15 protein-coding genes and 3 pseudogenes are annotated in these 18920 nt (G+C 35.9%); all 18 read left to right on the forward strand.

The annotated features are described in order from the left end of the window. The first annotated feature begins 112 nt into the window (after nt 1–112). The 18 genes and pseudogenes from nrdI (at nt 113) to HRG09_RS04165 (ending at nt 18914) form a co-directional block, all read left to right on the forward strand. Nucleotides 113–472, forward strand: a complete 360-nt coding sequence (nrdI, locus tag HRG09_RS04085) for a class Ib ribonucleoside-diphosphate reductase assembly flavoprotein NrdI (RefSeq protein ID WP_017152669.1) — start codon at nt 113–115, stop codon at nt 470–472. Further along, nucleotides 459–1157, forward strand: a pseudogene (locus tag HRG09_RS04090) (ribonucleotide reductase N-terminal alpha domain-containing protein); the annotation flags it as partial. The gene nrdI and the pseudogene HRG09_RS04090, both read left to right, overlap by 14 nt. Nucleotides 1158–1397: 240 nt before the next feature. After that, nucleotides 1398–2189, forward strand: coding sequence for an HNH endonuclease (locus tag HRG09_RS04095; RefSeq protein WP_174099484.1), 792 nt, complete (start codon nt 1398–1400; stop codon nt 2187–2189). Between the two features lie 14 nt (nt 2190–2203). Next, a pseudogene (locus tag HRG09_RS29630) lies at nt 2204–2278 on the forward strand (hypothetical protein); the annotation flags it as partial. Between the two features lie 355 nt (nt 2279–2633). Further along, nucleotides 2634–3953 (forward strand): annotated as a pseudogene (locus tag HRG09_RS04100) (ribonucleoside-diphosphate reductase subunit alpha); the annotation flags it as partial. Nucleotides 3954–4134: 181 nt separating this feature from the next. Further along, nucleotides 4135–5103 carry a class 1b ribonucleoside-diphosphate reductase subunit beta gene (nrdF, locus tag HRG09_RS04105; protein WP_174099485.1) on the forward strand — a complete coding sequence of 323 codons (969 nt, stop codon included), beginning with the start codon at nt 4135–4137 and terminating at the stop codon, nt 5101–5103. A gap of 402 nt (nt 5104–5505) precedes the next feature. Next, nucleotides 5506–6855, forward strand: coding sequence for an APC family permease (locus tag HRG09_RS04110; protein WP_174099486.1), 1350 nt, complete (start codon nt 5506–5508; stop codon nt 6853–6855). Between the two features lie 206 nt (nt 6856–7061). After that, nucleotides 7062–8360 (forward strand): Glu/Leu/Phe/Val family dehydrogenase, encoded by a 1299-nt coding sequence (locus HRG09_RS04115; protein ID WP_375335745.1) that lies wholly within the window; start codon nt 7062–7064, stop codon nt 8358–8360. Between the two features lie 18 nt (nt 8361–8378). Beyond that, a complete protein-coding gene (locus tag HRG09_RS04120; RefSeq protein ID WP_174099487.1) occupies nt 8379–8669 on the forward strand; it encodes an SAV0927 family protein in 291 nt (96 codons plus the stop codon). 27 nt (nt 8670–8696) lie between these two features. Continuing rightward, complete coding sequence (locus HRG09_RS04125; protein ID WP_174099488.1) at nt 8697–8945, forward strand: biotin/lipoyl attachment domain-containing protein; 249 nt, start codon at nt 8697–8699, stop codon at nt 8943–8945. A gap of 138 nt (nt 8946–9083) precedes the next feature. After that, complete coding sequence (locus HRG09_RS04130; protein ID WP_174099489.1) at nt 9084–11213, forward strand: sigma 54-interacting transcriptional regulator; 2130 nt, start codon at nt 9084–9086, stop codon at nt 11211–11213. 311 nt (nt 11214–11524) lie between these two features. Further along, entirely contained in the window at nt 11525–13018 is a 1494-nt protein-coding gene (locus tag HRG09_RS04135) for an aldehyde dehydrogenase family protein (protein WP_174099490.1), read from the forward strand. Next, the gene (locus HRG09_RS04140) at nt 13019–14401 is read left to right on the forward strand and encodes a putrescine aminotransferase (RefSeq protein ID WP_174099491.1); all 1383 of its coding nucleotides are present in this window, start codon (nt 13019–13021) and stop codon (nt 14399–14401) included. It abuts the gene before it with no gap. A gap of 102 nt (nt 14402–14503) precedes the next feature. After that, entirely contained in the window at nt 14504–15691 is a 1188-nt protein-coding gene (locus HRG09_RS04145) for a CaiB/BaiF CoA transferase family protein (protein ID WP_174099492.1), read from the forward strand. A gap of 13 nt (nt 15692–15704) precedes the next feature. Continuing rightward, the gene (locus HRG09_RS04150; protein WP_174099493.1) at nt 15705–16922 is read left to right on the forward strand and encodes an acyl-CoA dehydrogenase family protein; all 1218 of its coding nucleotides are present in this window, start codon (nt 15705–15707) and stop codon (nt 16920–16922) included. 128 nt (nt 16923–17050) lie between these two features. Next, the gene (locus HRG09_RS04155) at nt 17051–17428 is read left to right on the forward strand and encodes a GntR family transcriptional regulator (protein ID WP_174099494.1); all 378 of its coding nucleotides are present in this window, start codon (nt 17051–17053) and stop codon (nt 17426–17428) included. After that, nucleotides 17428–18126 (forward strand): ABC transporter ATP-binding protein, encoded by a 699-nt coding sequence (locus HRG09_RS04160; RefSeq protein WP_174099495.1) that lies wholly within the window; start codon nt 17428–17430, stop codon nt 18124–18126. Before HRG09_RS04155 ends, HRG09_RS04160 begins: the two co-directional genes overlap by 1 nt. Next, the gene (locus HRG09_RS04165) at nt 18123–18914 is read left to right on the forward strand and encodes an ABC transporter permease (protein ID WP_174099496.1); all 792 of its coding nucleotides are present in this window, start codon (nt 18123–18125) and stop codon (nt 18912–18914) included. The genes HRG09_RS04160 and HRG09_RS04165 overlap by 4 nt, the downstream gene beginning before the upstream one ends. Nucleotides 18915–18920: the final 6 nt, after the last annotated feature.

Genomic DNA, 18920 nt, shown 5'->3' on the forward strand with positions numbered 1-18920 from the left:
AAAAGAAAGAATTTATACATATATCTTGTGTCTTGTTTTGAAACGTAATACAATATATAGAGAAATCATGAAACGACATCTAGGTATTAAAGAAAGAAGGGGAGGGTCGGAAATGTTAGTTGCATATGATTCTATGACAGGAAACGTGAAGCGTTTCATCCACAAATTAAATATGCCGGCCGTTCAAATTAATGAGGATCTAGTATTAGACGAAGATTTTGTTCTTATTACGTATACAACAGGTTTTGGAAATGTGCCAGAACGTGTTTTAGAATTTTTAGAACGCAATAATGCAAATTTAAAAGGCGTATCTGCAAGTGGCAATCGCAACTGGGGAGATATGTTCGGAGCAAGTGCAGATAAAATCTCAACCAGATACGAAGTACCTATTGTATCAAAATTCGAGTTATCTGGAACAAATAAAGATGTAGAATATTTTAAGGAAAGGGTGCGGGAGATTGCGACACATTGAACTGAATAATGAAATCACGAAAATGCAAGGCGGTTTCTATCAGCTTCATAAAGATAAAGAAGCATTAGAAGTCTTTATGGAAGAAGCGAGAGCGAATACCGTTCATTTTGATAGCGTGGCAGAGCGAATTGAGTATATGAATGAACAGGATTACTATTACAACGTTCTGGACGAGTATAAGTTGGAGGAAGTAGAAGAAGTATACAACGTTGCATACGGTGAAAACTTCGAGTTCCAATCTTATATGGCAGCATCTAAGTTTTATAAAGATTACGCGTTAAAGACGGATGATCAAAAACAATACTTAGAAAGCTACGAAGATCGCGTATCAATTGTGTCATTATACTTAGGACGTGGCGATGTTAAGAAAGCAAAACAATTTGCAAGCATGATCGTAAAACAAAACTACCAACCAGCGACACCAACCTTTTTAAATGCGGGAAGAAGCAGAAGAGGAGAAATGGTGTCTTGTTTCTTGTTAGAGATGGATGATAGCTTAAATTCGATTGGATTTAATATTAATACGGCGATGCAGCTATCGAAAATTGGTGGAGGCGTGGCGCTCAACTTGAGTAAATTACGCGCACGCGGTGAGCAAATTAAAGGCATCGATAACGCAGCAAGTGGTGTTGTACCAGTTATGAAATTGCTTGAAGATTCGTTTTCGTATGCGAATCAGTTGGGTTAACTTATGGCTCAACTATAAAACCGGGTCAATTGCTGGAACGCCTGAGTATATCGAGGTAGGATACTACGAAGAAATTACGTAGCGCCCCCTAAAAATCCAAGATTGCAGGAAATCAGCAGCCGAGTTCCTAAGTCTATTAGATAGGGAGAAGGTTCAACGACCAAGTGGCTATATAGGTGACTATATAGCTCGAACCTGGCTTCTCAAATCAACCAAATTCAAAGGGTGTATCCAGTTATGGGGAGAAAAAAGAGCTTTATAACAAAAATATGTCCTATTTGTAAAAGTAATTATGAGGTTAATCAAAATAATAAAAGAGAGATGGAACAATCCAAAACGTGTGGAATATTAGAGTGTCGGAAGAAGCTTGTGCTTATTAATACAAACTATAATTTAATATGTTTTGGATGTGGAAAATCATTTGTAGGAAAAAGGATAAATCAAAAGTTTTGTAGTAAGAAATGTCAAACTAAACGATATAAATTAGTTTGTGTTATATGTGCGAGTGAATTCTATTCTGATAAAAATGTAACAAAAACATGTTCGCATAAGTGTAGATGGGCATTGAATAGAAGCCAGCTTGTTGGTTTAATATGTTCTTACTGTGAAAAGTCTTTTTCCAGGCCAGCATATACTGTTAGAGATTCAAAAGTTTTTTGTTCAAAAAGTTGTAATAATAAATTTTTTGTAGAGTTAAATTACGGTACAACTAACAAGTATGGTAAAAACTGGTCGAGAATAAGAGAGTACATGTTTGAGTTTTATGATTTTCGTTGTCAAAAGTGTTTAGAAAAATATGATATAAATACACTAAGATTACATCACATTATTCCATTTCGTTTTTTTGAAAGTCTTGATCAAGCAAACCTTATGATGAATTTATTGCCACTTTGTGATTCCTGTCATATTCAGGTACATCAAAAATACGATGAGTGGCTAAACAAAGAATTTGGTGAGAAGAAGATATGGTCTGAACTCTATAGCGATATAGAGAGGATAGCAGAAATGACTATCCCCCATACGTTTTAAAGGTATGGAGTAACAATATGCAAAGAAAAGGTGCCGGTGCAGTATATTTAAATATCTTCCATTGGGATATTATAGAATTTTTGGATTAATTGGTAGTCCCTCTATACAGTAATGTGTATGAGAAAACCTTGTGAACCTAGCCAATAGGGTGTCGCATTAGCGGCTAACGGTATCAGTTGAATAAGGGGAAAAGAAAAAGAACCCACGAAGAAGCTGACTAAGAGAGCCTACGGTCCATTGTATGTGGATAGCAGGTAATACCGTGCCAAGCTTGTTAGAAATGTTTTTATCAATTCTTTCAAGAAGGTGTAGAGACTATCGAACGCACGTCAATAGACGAAAGTTAGTAGAGTAGGCTGGATATAGGCACCAGTCGAAGTGCAAGGCAACCAGTTACAGGTTGATGATATAGTCCAACCTTCATAGAAATATGAAGAAAAGTTGACCAAAAAAATAAATGCCGATGAGAAAAGCCGTATTCAGTCTCTATCAATCGGTATCATCGTTCCAACCAAGTTCTTTGAGCTTGCTGAGAAAAATGAACCATTCCATGTTTTCGCACCGTATACAGTATATAAAGAGTACGGAAAACATTTAGATGATATAGACATTGATGAAATGTACGATGAGCTAATGAGCAATCCAAAGGTGAAGAAGAAGCTACTTGATATTAGTGCGCGTGATATGCTCATTAAAATTGCGATGATTCAGCTTGAGTCTGGTTATCCATACTTAATGTTTAAATCAAATGCAAATAAGCAGCATCCGTTAAAGGATATTGGAACTGTGAAGATGTCGAATCTTTGTACAGAAATCTTCCAGTTACAAGAAACATCCGAAATTAACGACTACGGTACAGATGATATTATCCGTCGTGATATTAACTGTAACTTAGGATCATTAAACATTGTAAACGTAATGGAGAATAAAGAAATTCGTGAAGCAGTTCATGCAGGAATGGAAGCTTTAACAGCTGTTTCTGATATGACTGTTATTCCAAACGCACCAACTGTGAAAAAAGCAAATGACGAGCTTCATTCAGTTGGCTTGGGTGCAATGAACTTACACGGATATTTAGCGAAAAATAAAATCGCTTATGAAAGTGCAGAAGCGAAAGAATTTGTTCGCACATTCTTTATGATGTTAAACTACTACTCCATTGAAAAGAGTATGGGTATTGCGAAAGAAAAGGGCGAAACATTTAAAGACTTCGATAAGTCGGATTATGCAAATGGAACATACTTTGAAAAGTATGAGACAACAGATTACAGTCCGGTAACTGAGAAAGTACAGCAGTTATTTGAAGGGATCTATATTCCAACAAAAGAAGATTGGACAAGTCTAAAAGAAGAAGTGCAGAAGCACGGTTTATACAACTCATATAGATTGGCTATTGCTCCGACACAATCAATCAGTTACGTTCAAAATGCTACTTCAAGTGTAATGCCGATCGTAAGTCAAATCGAGTCAAGAACGTATGCAAATGCGACAACATATTATCCAATGCCATATTTATCAAAAGATACATTCTGGTATTATAAATCTTCTTACGATATGAATCAGTTTAAATTAATTGACTTAATCGCAGAAATTCAAGAGCATATTGACCAAGGAATTAGTACAATTCTGTATGTAAATAGTGATATTTCTACTCGTGAATTAGCACGTTATTACATTTATGCACATAAAAAAGGCTTGAAGAGCTTGTATTATACAAGAACTCGTAAGTTAAGCGTCGAAGAGTGCGTTGCTTGTACAGTTTGATGCAAATTATAATTCACTGATATACAAGATAAAGAGTAAGGCAGCATGAGCAGGGTTTTTCTGACCCTGCTCATGCTTAGTTATAAAATTTAAGACGTCTAACATGCGGTTAAGTTTTCATTACTAACTGAAAGCTTTACCGCATGTTAGAAGAGCTTATTGATAGAGAAGGGGCGATTCAATGCGCGCGGTAAACTGGAACAAAAAAGAAGACGATTTTAGTTTAATGTTTTGGAAGCAAAACATCGCTCAATTTTGGACAGAAGAAGAGATCGCTGTATCTTCTGACAAAAATACTTGGGTGCAATTATCAAAAGAGGAGCAAATTGCTTATAAACGTGTGCTAGGAGGATTAACACTTCTAGATACAAAACAAGGCGGCGAAGGGATGCCACTTGTACTTGTTCATCTTGAGAATTTACAAGCGAAAAGTGTACTAGCTTTCATGGGTGCTATGGAAGAAGTACATGCGAAGAGCTACAGTCATATCTTCACGACACTCGCAACAGAAGAAGAAATTGATGAAATCTTTGATTGGGTAGATAACCATCCATTGCTTGAGAAAAAAGCAGGTATTATTACAGGTTACTATCGCCGTTTATTAAAGCCACAAGTAACGAAAAAAGAATTATATATGGCTATGGTAGCGAGTGTATTCTTAGAAAGTTACTTGTTCTATAGTGGATTCTTCTATCCACTATACTTAGCAGGACAAGGAAAATTGACTGCAAGTGGTGAAATTATTAACTTAATAATTCGCGACGAAAGCATTCACGGCGTATTCGTCGGTATTTTAGCACAACAAATCTTTGCAGAACTTACTGCTGAAGAGCAGCAAGAAGTGCAAAAAGAAACACAAGAACTATTAATGGAACTGTATGAAATTGAAACTGCATACACAGAAGAAATTTATACATCCATTGGTCTTGTTGAAGATGTAAACCGATTTGTTCGTTACAATGCGAATAAAGGGCTTATGAACTTAGGATTAGAACCACGCTTTGAAGAAGAAGAAATTAACCCAATCGTATTAAACGGTTTACGTACAGATACGAAAAATCATGATTTCTTCTCTGTAAAAGGAAATGGTTATGTAAAAGCCACAAATGTTGAAAAATTATCAGATGATGATTTCGTGTTTGATTTTTAATAAATAAGATTGAAAAAAGCTGTCTTTCATTGAAAGGCAGCTTTTTTGTGTGTAGATAGTTTACATAATGTTATTATTTCTTGATAAGTTTTTCTTCCTTGATCTATTAAAGTTAAGTAGTATGAGAAGTTGAATAAGTTATGTCGAAATGAATAGAAAATGAAAGGAACGATTAGAAAAATAATCCCACCTATCGTTTCGTTGGAACGTGAACAAATAGGGCTATTTAATAAATTTTTTCATTCAAGAAATTTTGGCTCAAAAATTGCATGAATATTTTTAAAAATAAAGGAGGGGATTTCGTAATGCGTAGTAGGATGTTTACAGTTCATTGAAAGCGTTTTCCAGTTAGTTATCAATCTTTACATGGAAATTAGATAGAGAAAGTAGGAGGAATGATAGGTGGGAAAAGTAGTTGGTTTAAAGCGGTCATTAGGACTTTGGTCAATTGTTATGCTAGGTGTTGGGTATATGACGCCGATGGTAGGGTTTGATACATTCGGAATCGTTTCTGAAAAAACGGATGGGCACGTTCCAGGGGCTTATCTTATTGCATTAGCGGGAATGTTATTTACAGCAGCAAGCTACGGCAAAATGGTAAAGGTTTTTCCCACCGCGGGTTCTGCTTATACGTATACACAGAAGACAATTAGTGCGAGACTTGGGTTTCTTGTTGGATGGTCAGCGTTATTGGATTATTTGTTCTTGCCGATGGTGAACGCACTATTAACGAGAATTTATATGTCAGCACTTTTTCCAAGTGTACCAGACTGGGCATGGGTTGTTGGCTTCGTTCTACTGATTACACTTATAAATATTATTAGCGTAAATGTTACTGCTAATTTCAACACGTTCTTAGTAACATTTCAGGTGCTAGTAATGATTGTGTTTGTTTTTCTCGTTATAAAAGGCTTATTAGCGGGAGAGGGAACAGGAGAAGTTTTTTCCATTCAGCCGTTTTTTGAGTCAGATATACAAATATCACCGTTAGTTGCAGGGGCTACAATTCTTTGTTTTTCATTTTTAGGTTTTGATGCGGTAACGACATTTGCAGAAGAAACACCAAACGCAAAGAAGACGATTCCTCGAGCTATTTTTCTTACCGCTTTAATTGGCGGTATTTTGTTCATCGTTACGACGTATTTTACACAATCCTTTTTTCCAGATGCATCTGTATTTAAAGATCAAGAGTCAGCCGCTCCAGAAATTGCACTATATGTCGGAGGAAAATTATTTCAAACTTTCTTCTTAGTAGGAACTTTTATGGGGACAATCGCGTCTGGCTTAGCATCTCATACAAGTGTATCGCGATTATTATACGTAATGGGGCGAGATAATGTAATTCCGCAGAAGATATTTGGATACATTCATCCGCGCTTGCGGACCCCAGTATATAACATTATTTTTGTAGGAATTATTGCGCTCTCCGCTATGTTCATAGATTTAGAAACAGCAGCCTCTCTTATTAACTTCGGAGCGCTTATTGCATTTACGTTTGTTAATTTATCAGTCATTTCTTACTATGTGATTAAGCAAAAACGATATAAAACAGTAAAAGACTTTTTTAATTTTTTAGTTATGCCTATTTTGGGAGCTGGTACTGTAGCTGTACTATGGTTTAACCTCAATATTCACTCACTTATTTTAGGAATTAGCTGGGCTGTTATTGGAATCGGCTATCTTCTATATATTACGAACATGTTTCGTTCAGCTCCTCCGCAAATGCATTTTGAAGAAGTGCAGGAAATGTAAAATAACAAAAACATCGGGATGTATCCGGTGTTTTTTATTTTGGAGATTTTAAAGTCATGCACGTTTGCATAAATCATTCAACTATTCATAAGGAAGGGAAGAAAAACTATAAGTGAGAAGGCTGAAACAATATGATTAACATAATTTTACTACTTGGCACGATTATTGCTTTCTAATACTAGTAAAAAAATAAAAGAGGTGTTATCGTGGCAATGCAATCAGAAAAAGAAGGTGTAACACAATCTATTCAAGAGAAAGTTGAGGTTGAAAATCCTTTAGAGGAGTTTCAGGCCATATTAAAAGAAGCGCTTCAGGCGTTGCGTTATCCAGAGGAAGTATTTGATTTTCTTAAAAAGCCAATGCGTTTTTTAGAAGTGAGTATTCCTGTTCGAATGGATGATGGAAGAACAAAAATATTTCAGGGGTATCGTGCCCAGCATAATGATGCAGCGGGACCAACAAAAGGTGGCATTCGGTTCCATCCGGATGTTACAGCAGAGGAAGTAAAGGCGCTTGCTGGTTGGATGAGTTTGAAATGTGGAGTGACGGGACTTCCTTATGGAGGTGCGAAGGGCGGGATTATTTGTAATCCGCAGGAGATGAGTTTCAGAGAATTAGAGTTACTTAGCCGTGGTTATGTAAGAGCAGTCAGTCAAATTGTTGGACCTACGAAAGATATTCCGGCACCTGATATGTATACAAATGCGCAAATTATGGCTTGGATGCTGGATGAATATGATCATATTAGAGAGTTTGATTCTCCAGGTTTTATTACTGGAAAGCCATTAATGCTAGGAGGATCACAGGGACGGGAAACAGCTACGTCTAAAGGAGTGTTTTACACGCTTCAATTAGTTAGTGAGCTAAAGCATATTCCGCTTCAAAATATGCGAGTGATCATTCAAGGGTTCGGAAATGTTGGAAGCTACTTGGCAAAATATTTATATGATATTGGTGTAAAAGTAGTAGGCGTATCGGATGCTTTAGGTGGTATTTATAATCCAGACGGTTTAGATGTTCCTTATTTACTAGAAAATCGAGATTCTTTTGGTGTTGTATCGAACCTTTTTAGTAAAACCATCTCAAACCAAGAGCTGTTAGAAAAGGAATGTGATGTACTCATTCCAGCAGCAATTGGAGGAGTGATTACGAAGCATAATGCGAAAAGACTTGGATGTAAAATTGTAATTGAAGCTGCAAATGGTCCGACAACAAAAGAAGCGATAACAATGTTAGAAGAGAAAGACATTTTAGTTGTCCCAGATATTTTAGCGAATTCTGGAGGCGTTATTGTTTCTTATTTTGAATGGTGTCAAAATAACCAAGGATACTATTGGACGGAGCAATATGTAGACCAGTGTTTAAAAGAGAAAATTACATCTAGCTTTTTTGATGTATTCAACACTTCAAAGCGTTTTGGGGTAAATATGAAAATTGCGGCATATATAGCAGGAGTTCGTAGGATTGTAGAAGCGTCACGTCTTCGAGGTTGGTTACATTTTTAATATAAGGGGAGGGAACATATGAAACTGGATATTTTACTAGAACAAATTGAAAAGCAACCAATTGGTTATTACTGTATTGTATCGAAGCATCATCGATATGATTTAGCAGTTGCCTATTCACAGCAGTTTTTTGGGAAAGCAATGGTTACCTCTATTCAAAATGGCAGAATGATTTTATTAAGTCAAGAAGATATTGAACAGGAGCAATATTGGGCACCTAAGTTAGGGATTGAAGTAGAAGATGTAGAAGATTTTCAAAGTTTTTTTCATATGATACTTCAGTCACAAATGTTGGCGGAACAATATTAATTGAATAAAAGAAGGGAATGATTCATTTTGTATTATGAGATTGTTACGAGCCCATGCTATGGAACGGTTGAAAAGGTGTCTATTGATAAAGATTCTCGAATTTATGAATGGGAACCGCTATTTGCTATTAAAGATATGAATGGAAAGACGGAAGTAATCAAAATGGGATGTAGCGGAGAGGTGCAATCTTTAGAGGTAGAAGCAGGAGATAAAGTCATTCCAGGTATGGTATTGGCTTATATTCAAGAAGATATTCTAGTTAGTGGGAGTGATTGATTGTAGGAAGGAAGATGGAACTATTCATCTTCCTTTTTTTATTAAAGTAAGTAAAAAATGTATATTATCAGATTAATTAAAAAAATCTGTTTTTAATGATACAATACAAGTTAAGCAGTTTAAAGGAGGAGTAGCAGAATGTTTTCCATTGCTCATAAAAAAATTAGACCTATTGTTTCTCTACCTATCGATCAACCCGAAAAGGAATGGAGTATAGATGTTAACAATATAAAAGAATCTTTTTTATTTCTAAAAAGAGAAGATCAACTATTTGCATACGTCCATGTGAAGGATCTGCTATTAAAAAGTGAGGGAGTAACTACCCAAGCATTGCTTTCAAATGCTGTTTCACTAGATACAATCTGTCATCTTAGCAAAAATATTTCTTTGACAGCTCTCTTTCAAATTATAGGGGCACCCATTGCCATTGTAAAAAATGAAGCAGGAGAGTTAACGGGATACATACGAAGAGAGGATGTTTTTGCAGAATTATTTAAACAAGAAAATAAAAATGTAGATATACTGAAAATCATTTTAACGTCTATTCCAATGGGGATTTTTGTAGTAGACCGTGAAAAGAAGATTGTAAATTGTAATGAATCTGGTTTGAAGATGATTAAATCTACTCCTGAAAAAGTTATGAATGTACCAGCCGAACAGATTTTTAATGGAGAACATATTAATACTGTATTTACAACGGGAAAAACGATTTTAAACCAACTACAAATAACAAATGAGATGGGAGTATTAGTTGACTACAGTCCTATCCCAAACTTTGATCAAAGAATCGAAGGAATGGTTATTATTGTGCAAGATTTACCGATGGTTGAGGATATGGCTATGGAAATTGAATATATAAAGGATTTAAATAAAGATTTACATGCAATCTTATCTAGTATTTACGATGAAATATTAGTTGTTAATCATAAAGGGGAATTAATCCGTTATAGTGAAACCGTTATCAATGATTTTTGGGGAAGAGATTTGAAAGATCTTCTAGGAAAAAATCTTTTAGACTTAGAAAAGAAAGGATTATTTAGTCCATCTGTTACGCGATTAGTGCTAGAACAAAAGAAAAAGGTATCCATTGTACAAGAAACAAAAAGTGGTAGAAAGATATTAGCAGTTGGAAATCCTGTATTTAATGAAAATGGAGAGCTTCACCGCATTATTATCGCTTCAAGGGATATTACAGAGGCAACAAGATTAAAGACGGAATTGCATGAGATAAAAAAGATATCTGAGCAATATAAAAAAGAGTTGGATAGCTTTAAAAATAAAGATCGCTTTCTTAAAAAACTGATTTATTGTAGTCCAAAAATGGAACAAATTATTAATCAAGCAAAAAAAATAGCTGACTTTTCTTCAAATGTTTTGATTTCTGGAGAATCGGGCGTCGGAAAGGAAGTGATTGCACAAGCAATTCATCAACTTGGAAACAGGTCGTCAAAGCCGTTTTTAAAATTAAACTGTGGTGCGATTCCAGAGACTTTGTTAGAAAGTGAATTGTTTGGCTATACGAAGGGTGCTTTTACGGGTGCAGATAAAAATGGAAAAGAAGGATATTTTAAGCGGGCAGATCAAGGGATTTTATTTTTGGATGAGATTGGAGAAATGCCGTTACATCTGCAAGTAAAATTACTTAGAGTGTTACAAGAACAAGAAGTAATTCCAATTGGAAGCACGATACCTACAAAAATAAATGTTCAAATTATTGCTGCCACAAATAAAAGTCTTGAAAAAATGGTGGAGGCTGGCACGTTCCGGGAAGATTTATTTTATCGCTTAAATGTAATCCCCCTGCAAGTTCCTCCGCTTAGAGAACGAATGGAAGATGTTCCGGTACTCGCGTTTCATTTTTTACAGCAGTTAAATGAAAAATATAATAGAAACTATCATTTAACTCCGGATGCACTTAATTTACTAGAGTTTTATTCATGGCCCGGAAATGTAAGAGAATTACAGAATATGATTGAACGTTTAGTTGTATCAGCAGATGATGCTGTTATTGATGCTGAATTTGTTAGTAAATTTTTAACTCCTGGATATGATTTTAAAAAATCAAAGCCGGTAATTACAAGGGTTTTACCATTACAAGAAGCATTGCATTCTGTAGAAGAGCAATTAATTTTACTTGCGATGAAGCAGTATAGAACAACAACAAAGGCAGCAAAGGCCCTTGGAATAAGTCAGTCTTCTGTTAGTCGTAAATATCAAAAAATCATGAATGAAAAGGAAATAGCGGTTGATACAATTTCATATTTTTAAAGGAGAAAGGGAGGAGTCTACATGGACTCCTTCTTTTTTGTTGTAATTATGCGAAATGTCATAACCTATGCAAAAATGCATAATTTTGTGTGGTTTATTCCATATCAATGGGCAGGAAAACCATTTAGAGAGTAACTAAGAGGATAGGTGGAGACCGGACTGCCGGTAAAGCCCGATTGGTGAAGGCTGATTAAAGTTTCACCTTATTTAAGAAAATATTCAGTTTTTGTATGATTACTTCGTATTTTAAATGTTGGCACAATTATTGCTTATATAATATATGAACGATCGACAAAGGGGGATTATATACAGTGCTAGATTTAAAAATGTATGTAAACGGTGAATGGAGAGATTCTAGTAATCAAGAGAAAAGATCGATTATTAACCCTGCGAATGGCAAGGTTATCGCATATGCACCTGAGGGAACGATTGAGGATGCAAAATACGCGATTGGAGTGGCGAGAGCAACTTTTGATAGCGGAATTTGGTCAGAAACATCCGCAGCTGAAAGAGCGTCTTATTTATTTAAAATTGCAGATGAGATTGATAAAAATATGGAAGAACTTACGCGTCTCGAGACGATGGATAATGGGAAAACGCATCGCGAGGCAGAAGGGGATATTGGGGATGCAGCAGCTTGTTTCCGCTATTATGCAGGGCTGATTACAAAGCCAGACGGACAAACATATCATGTAGCTGATCCGATGCAAGCTATGGTAGTGAGAGAGCCAGTTGGTGTTTGTGGCTTAATCGTTCCTTGGAATTATCCGTTATTAATGAGTGTATGGAAAATTGCACCTGCTTTAGCAGCTGGAAACACGATTGTGTTTAAACCTTCTGAAGTGACACCAATCACTGCAACGAAACTATTTGAAATTCTTGAGAAAGTAGAGTTGCCAAAAGGTGTTGCCAATATGGTGATGGGAGCTGGACCAACAGTAGGAAATGAGATTGCAGCAAGTAATAAAGTTGATATGATTTCCTTTACGGGCGGAACAAAAACAGGAAAACACATCATGAGAACAGCGGCAGATAATATGAAAAAGATTTCGCTAGAACTTGGCGGGAAATCTCCAAATATTATTTTTGCAGATGCAGATTTTGAAACGGCTGTTGATTATGCATTATTTGGTATTTATGCAGGTTCTGGACAAGTATGTTCAGCGGGATCAAGAATCCTTGTAGAAGAAAGCGTTTACGATAAATTTGTTAGTTGTTTCGTAGAACGAGCAAAACAAATTAATGTTGGACCTGGTGATAACCCAGAATCAGAGATGGGACCACTTGTAAGTCAAGAGCATATGGAAAAAGTATTACGCTATATTGAGATTGGAAAAGACGAAGGAGCAGAAATTGCTTGCGGAGGAAAGCGGATACTAACAGATGGGAAAGGTGATGGTTTCTTTATTGAACCAACGGTCTTTGTCAATGTAAAACCTGATATGCGTATTGTACAGGAAGAAATTTTTGGTCCTGTTGTAGTGATCCAAAAGTTTAAGGATGAACAGGAAGCAATTGAGCTAGCAAATGGTACAGATTACGGCTTAGCTGGAGGTGTATTTACAGTTGATGGTGCAAAAGCGATGCGTGTAATCCGCAAGCTTCGCGCAGGAATTACTTGGATTAATAGTTATCATCCAACATACAATGAAGCACCTTGGGGTGGATATAAACAAAGTGGTATCGGTCGTAGTTTAGGAACGTTTGGTTTAGAGGAATTCCAAGAAATTAAGCAGATTAATATAAATTTAGAAGTAGAACCAATTGGTTGGTTTGCAAATAAAAAAACTATAGGAGTGAAATAGATGGGAACGAATGTAAAAAGTAAATCTAACGAACAAGATGTGAAGAATACGAGTGTAAATGATTATATCACGAAAGTACTGCAACTAATCGAAAAAGAGAAAGTCTCTGAAGAAGAGGCGAACTGGATTCAAAAAGAAACAGTAGATGGATTTAGAGAACATGTAAATCCTGGTTTTCTCGCGTATAGAAAAACGGTAACAAAAGATGGGCAATTTGCAGCTGTAGAATGGTCCGATGAAGGATCTTGCTTCATGGATATCAATGGTAAAAAGTATATTGATTGTTTAGGTGGTTTCGGGATTTATAATGTTGGTCACCGTAATCCCAAAGTAGTAAAAGCTGTTACGGATCAATTAAAGCGTCAAGCATTGCACAGTCAAGACTTATTAGACCCGCTTCGTGCGATTCTTGCAAAAATTTTAGCAGATATTACACCAGGTGACTTGAAATATGCTTTCTTTACAAATAGTGGGACAGAAAGTGTAGAGGCGGCATTAAAATTAGCAAAAATGTACAGTGAAAGAACAACTTTCATTTCCACAACACGCGCTTTCCATGGTAAGAGTCTTGGTTCTTTATCTGGAACGGCAAAAGGAATGTTCCGTAAGCCATTTTTACCATTAATTCCAGGTTTCCGCCACGTTCCATTTGGTGATATTGAGATGATGAGAAAGACATTTGAAACGTGTGCATTAGTAGGAGAAGATGTTGCAGCTGTTATTTTAGAGCCAATTCAAGGCGAGGGTGGTATTATTTTACCTCCAGAAAACTATTTGAAACAAGTAAGAGAACTTTGTGATGAATTCGGATCACTACTTATTTTTGATGAAGTGCAAACTGGGATGGGACGCACAGGGAAAATGTTTGCTGCAGAATTATATGATGTTGTACCGGATATTATTTGCCTTGCGAAAGCATTTGGCGGAGGCGTAATGCCAGCAGGTGCAATTGTTGCGAAAGAAAAAGTATTCAAAAGTTGGTTCGACAATCCATTCATGCATACAACAACGTTTGGCGGAAACCCACTTGCATGTGCTGCTGCAATTGCAACAATCCATGTGTTATTGGAAGAAAATCTACCAGAACGAGCTGCAAAGGTTGGGGAGTATTTCTTAAACGGATTGAAAAAAGCAGCTGAAGGGCATGAGGACAAAGTCTTTGAAATTCGTGGCCAAGGTTTAATGATCGGTATTGAATTCCATAAAGACGAAATTGGTTATGAAGTATCGAAAGCAATGTTTGATCAAGGTATTCTTGTTGCTGGAACATTAATTAATTCGAAGACAATTCGTATCGAACCATCACTTACAATTAGTTATGAAGAAGTAGATACAGTAATCCATGCATTTAAATCAGTGTTATCACAAGTGAAAGCGCAATAAGTATTTTACACAATAACTTTTAAATACAAGCCAGTAAAACCACCATTTCGCCTTTTTCCTTTCTTATTGGTTTTACTGGTTTTTATTATAGGAGGATAAGGAGTGGGAGGAGCATTACAAGGGATTACAATTATTGATTTATCTCGGGTTCTTGCGGGTCCTTTTTGTACGATGATTCTTGGTGATTTAGGGGCTGAAGTGATAAAAGTTGAGAATGTAGGAAATGGTGATGATACAAGGAGCTGGGGACCACCATTCGTAGAAGGGGAAAGTGCTTATTTTCTTTGTACGAATCGTAATAAAGAGTCGATAACATTAAATTTAAAGTCAGAAATGGGAAAGGATGTTTTGAAAAAGCTTGTTTCTCATGCGGATATTGTTGTGCAAAATTTTAAGCCTGGAACACTTGAGAGAATGGGACTTGGGTATGAAGTATTAAAAGAGGTGAAGGAAGATATTATTCTTGCCTCTATTAGTGGCTTTGGTCAAAGTGGTCCCACTTCCCATCTTCCTGGTTATGATTATATGATTCAAGCAATGAGCGGACTTATGAGTATAACGGGAGGAAGGGATGAAGGGCCTACAAAAGTAGGTGTTACCATTTCAGATGTACTTACAGGTCTTTTTACATGTATCGGAATTTTAGCTGCCCTGCAGCACCGAAATAGAACAGGAGAAGGACAAGAAATTGATATTTCTTTATTTGATTCACAATTAGCGGCATTAGTAAATGTAGCGAGCAATTATTTATGTACAGGTGAATTACCAGAGAGACTTGGGAATCAGCATCCGAATATTGTTCCATATCAAGTATTCAAAGCAGAGAATGGGGATCTTGTTGTTGCGGTCGGAAATGATGAACAGTTTCATAGGTTGTGTTTGTTACTTAATAGGCAAGATCTATCCAGTTCAGAACGTTATAAAACAAATGCAGCTCGCCTTCAACATAAAGACGAGCTTGTAAATATGATTGCTATTGAAATGAAGAAAAAAAAGAAAGAGGAATGGCAACAACTTTTGGATGAGGCAGGGATTCCAAATGGACAAATTCTTAATGTGAAAGAAGCGCTTGAAACAGAGCAAGCAGTGACGAGAGATATGACAATTCATATGGAACATCCGGTCATTGAAAATCTTAAACTTGTAGGTTCTCCATTAAAACTTATGAAGACACCTGTGCAGATGCGAAAACATCCACCACTTCATGGAGAGCATACGGAACAAATCTTAGAAAGTCTAGGATATTCTCAAAGCAACATTGCAGAAATGAAAAGAAATCAATGGATATAAGGAGGCAGTACAAATGAATTTTTCGTTAACAGAAGAACAACAAAATGCTAGAAAAGTAGTGAGAGCGTTTGTGGATAATGAAATTATTCCATACATTAAAGAATGGGATGAAAAAGGGCATTTTGAACAAAAAATCTTGAAGCGCTTAGCAGAGTTACAGTTTATGGGCGTTTGTATCCCAGAACAATATGGCGGAGTGGGAATGGACTATAATACACTGGCTATTGTTTGTGAAGAATTAGAACGCGGTGACACAGCTTTCCGTACAGCTGTATCTGTACATACGGGATTAAATAGCATGACACTTCTTCAATGGGGAACAGAAGAGCAGAAACAAAAGTATCTTGTTCCACAAGCGAAAGGTGAAAAGATTGGGGCGTTTGGTTTAACGGAACCAAATGCAGGATCGGATGTCGTTGCGATGCAAACAACAGCGATAAAACAAGGGGATTACTATGTATTAAATGGATCAAAAACGTGGATTTCGTTATGTGATGTTGCAGATCATTTCTTAATATTTGCGAAAACAAATTCGGAATTAAAGCACCGCGGTATTTCTTGTTTTATCGTAGAACGAACATTCCAAGGAGTATCGACAAAAGCGATAAAAGGAAAGCTTGGTATTAGGGCTGGAAATACAGGAGAAGTATTTTTAGATGATGTAAAAGTACCGGTAGAAAACCTTCTTGGTGAAGAAGGAGAAGGTTTTAAAATTGCAATGGCTTCATTAGATAACGGACGTTTTACAGTCGCGGCAGGGGCTTGTGGACTTATTCAAGCAAGCTTAGAAGCGAGTGTAAAATATTGTGAAGAGCGTAAAACATTTGGAAAAGAAATCGGAAAACATCAGCTTGTTCAGCAAATGATTGCGAAAATGTCTGCGAATCTAGAAATATCACGATTACTAGTTTATAAGGCAGGTTGGTTAAAAAATGAAGGGAAACGTAATACAAAAGAAACATCTTTGGCAAAATGGATCGCTTGTGACGCTGCATTTGAAGCGGCAAATGACGCAGTGCAGGTGCACGGCGCCTATGGATATTCAAATGAATTTCCTGTGGAGAGATATTTACGAAATGCAAAAGCACCTGTTATTTACGAAGGAACACGTGAGATTCATACAATCATGCAAGCAGAGTATGCACTTGGTTATCGTTCTGATAAGGAACTTCGGAACATGTTACCGAAGTGGCCTTTTGAAGAAAGTGAGGCAGAAATGGTAACGAAATAGAATAAGGAGAAAGGCAGTGTAACGAGAGTTGCACTGCCTTTTTATTACATTGTAACTTACAAGTATTTACATATCTTTTGTCTTAGTGTACTATTTAACTAGTACACTAAGACAAAAGGAGGGGGGAAATGAAAATAGAGTTTTCTCCTAACATACCGATTTATATTCAGGTGATGGAATACATAAAAAAAGAAATTGTAACAGGTCACTTATCACCTGGTGACAAAATCCCATCTGTACGTGAATTAGCGAGTGAGTTACAAGTAAATCCAAATACAATTCAGCGTACATTTCAAGAATTAGAGAGAAAGGGGATTGTTGTGACACGTAGAGGAATGGGAAGATATGTAACAAACGAGGGAGAGAAAATTATGGAGCTGCGAAAAGATATGGCAAAAGAGTTGCTTCATTCTTTTATAAATGGAATGGATCATTTAGGATTTTCAGAAGAAGAGATCCTCTCTATTCTTCGTTCTTCATTAGAAGAGAAAAGGGAGGAGAAATGATGAAAGATTTACTTCGTATTGAACAATTATGGAAGAGACATGGTTTGAAGATAGTTATTCGAGATGTAAATCTAGCGATTACAGAAGGGAAAATTATTGGTCTTGTTGGAGATAATGGCAGTGGGAAGACGACATTATTAAAAATGATCGCAGGTTTACAACATCCTTCAGAAGGAAATATTACAGTTGCAGATCGAAACATTGGGGTAGAAACGAAAAAGATTGTATCGTTTATGCCAGATCGTCCTATATTCGATGAATGGATGACTGTAAAAGATGCAATATTTTTCTATCGCGATTTTTATCAAGATTTCGATATGCAAAAAGCAGTGGATACAATTGCTGCGTTTAAAATACCGTTAGAAGAAAAAATTACAGCTTTATCAAAAGGGATAATTGAAAAGTTGCAACTTATTTTAACATTTTCAAGAAAAGCAAAGCTATATATATTAGACGAACCCCTCGGAGGAATCGATCCTGTTTCCCGAGAGCATATGCTAGATCTTATTCTTCAATTTTATCGTGAAGATTGTACAGTTATAATTTCTACGCATCTAATTAGTGAAATTGAAAATATTTTTGATGAAGTCATCTTTTTAAAGGATGGAGAAATTGTACTGCATGAAAACGTGGAAGAACTGCGTTTTCAAAAAGGGAAAGCCGTGACTGAGATGTTTAAGGAGGTGTTTGGAAAATGAGTCAAACACTTCGGTATTTATACAATTGTAATAAAAAGAAGATATGGTTGATTTACTTTGGGTTTATAACGATTTCATTAATTCTGTTATTTAATATAAAGGGATGCACAGGAGAAAGGCTGTCAATTAGACAAGATATAGCATTAATCGTATTTATATTATTATTTTGTATAGTTACATTTTCTATCTTTTTACTAGCAATTTCTTCTTTTCGACGAGTAGTAAGGGGGACTATGATTCGGTATGCAGCAATTCCATCTAGGAAATATATATATGCACATTTGTTATTATTTGTAATCATGTTTACCCTGTTATCAGTAATAGGAATTATTTTTTTACATCTTCTTTCTATTAATATATATGAGAATAAAGCAAATGGAGAGGTACAACAAGCTATTAATAGTTTATACAATTATGGGTTATTACACCATCTGTTCTCCCTCTTCTTATGGATTATAGATTTAGTAAGTACATTAGTTTCTCTGTATTTCCTAATCATAGTTGTAAAACTATTTAATTTGAAATCCGCATTAAATAAAATGTTATTTATCATCTTATTTATTGTTTTCGGTGGAGTTCAATTTGTTATCACTAATATGCTAGATAAAATAAATGGTTATATATTTTCTATAAAAAATGTTGGAGTTATAGATAAAAATGGTTTTTTTAAAACATCTTTTTATTTTAGTGATGCTTCGAATATTTCTTATTTAATTTTTAGTTTATTGTCAATTTTTTTATTGGTGGTAATAACAAGTTATATCATCGATAAAAAACTAGAAGTCTAAAGGAGG

It is taken from the genome of Bacillus sp. Xin1, assembly GCF_013314535.1.
Lineage (GTDB): Bacteria > Bacillota > Bacilli > Bacillales > Bacillaceae_G > Bacillus_A.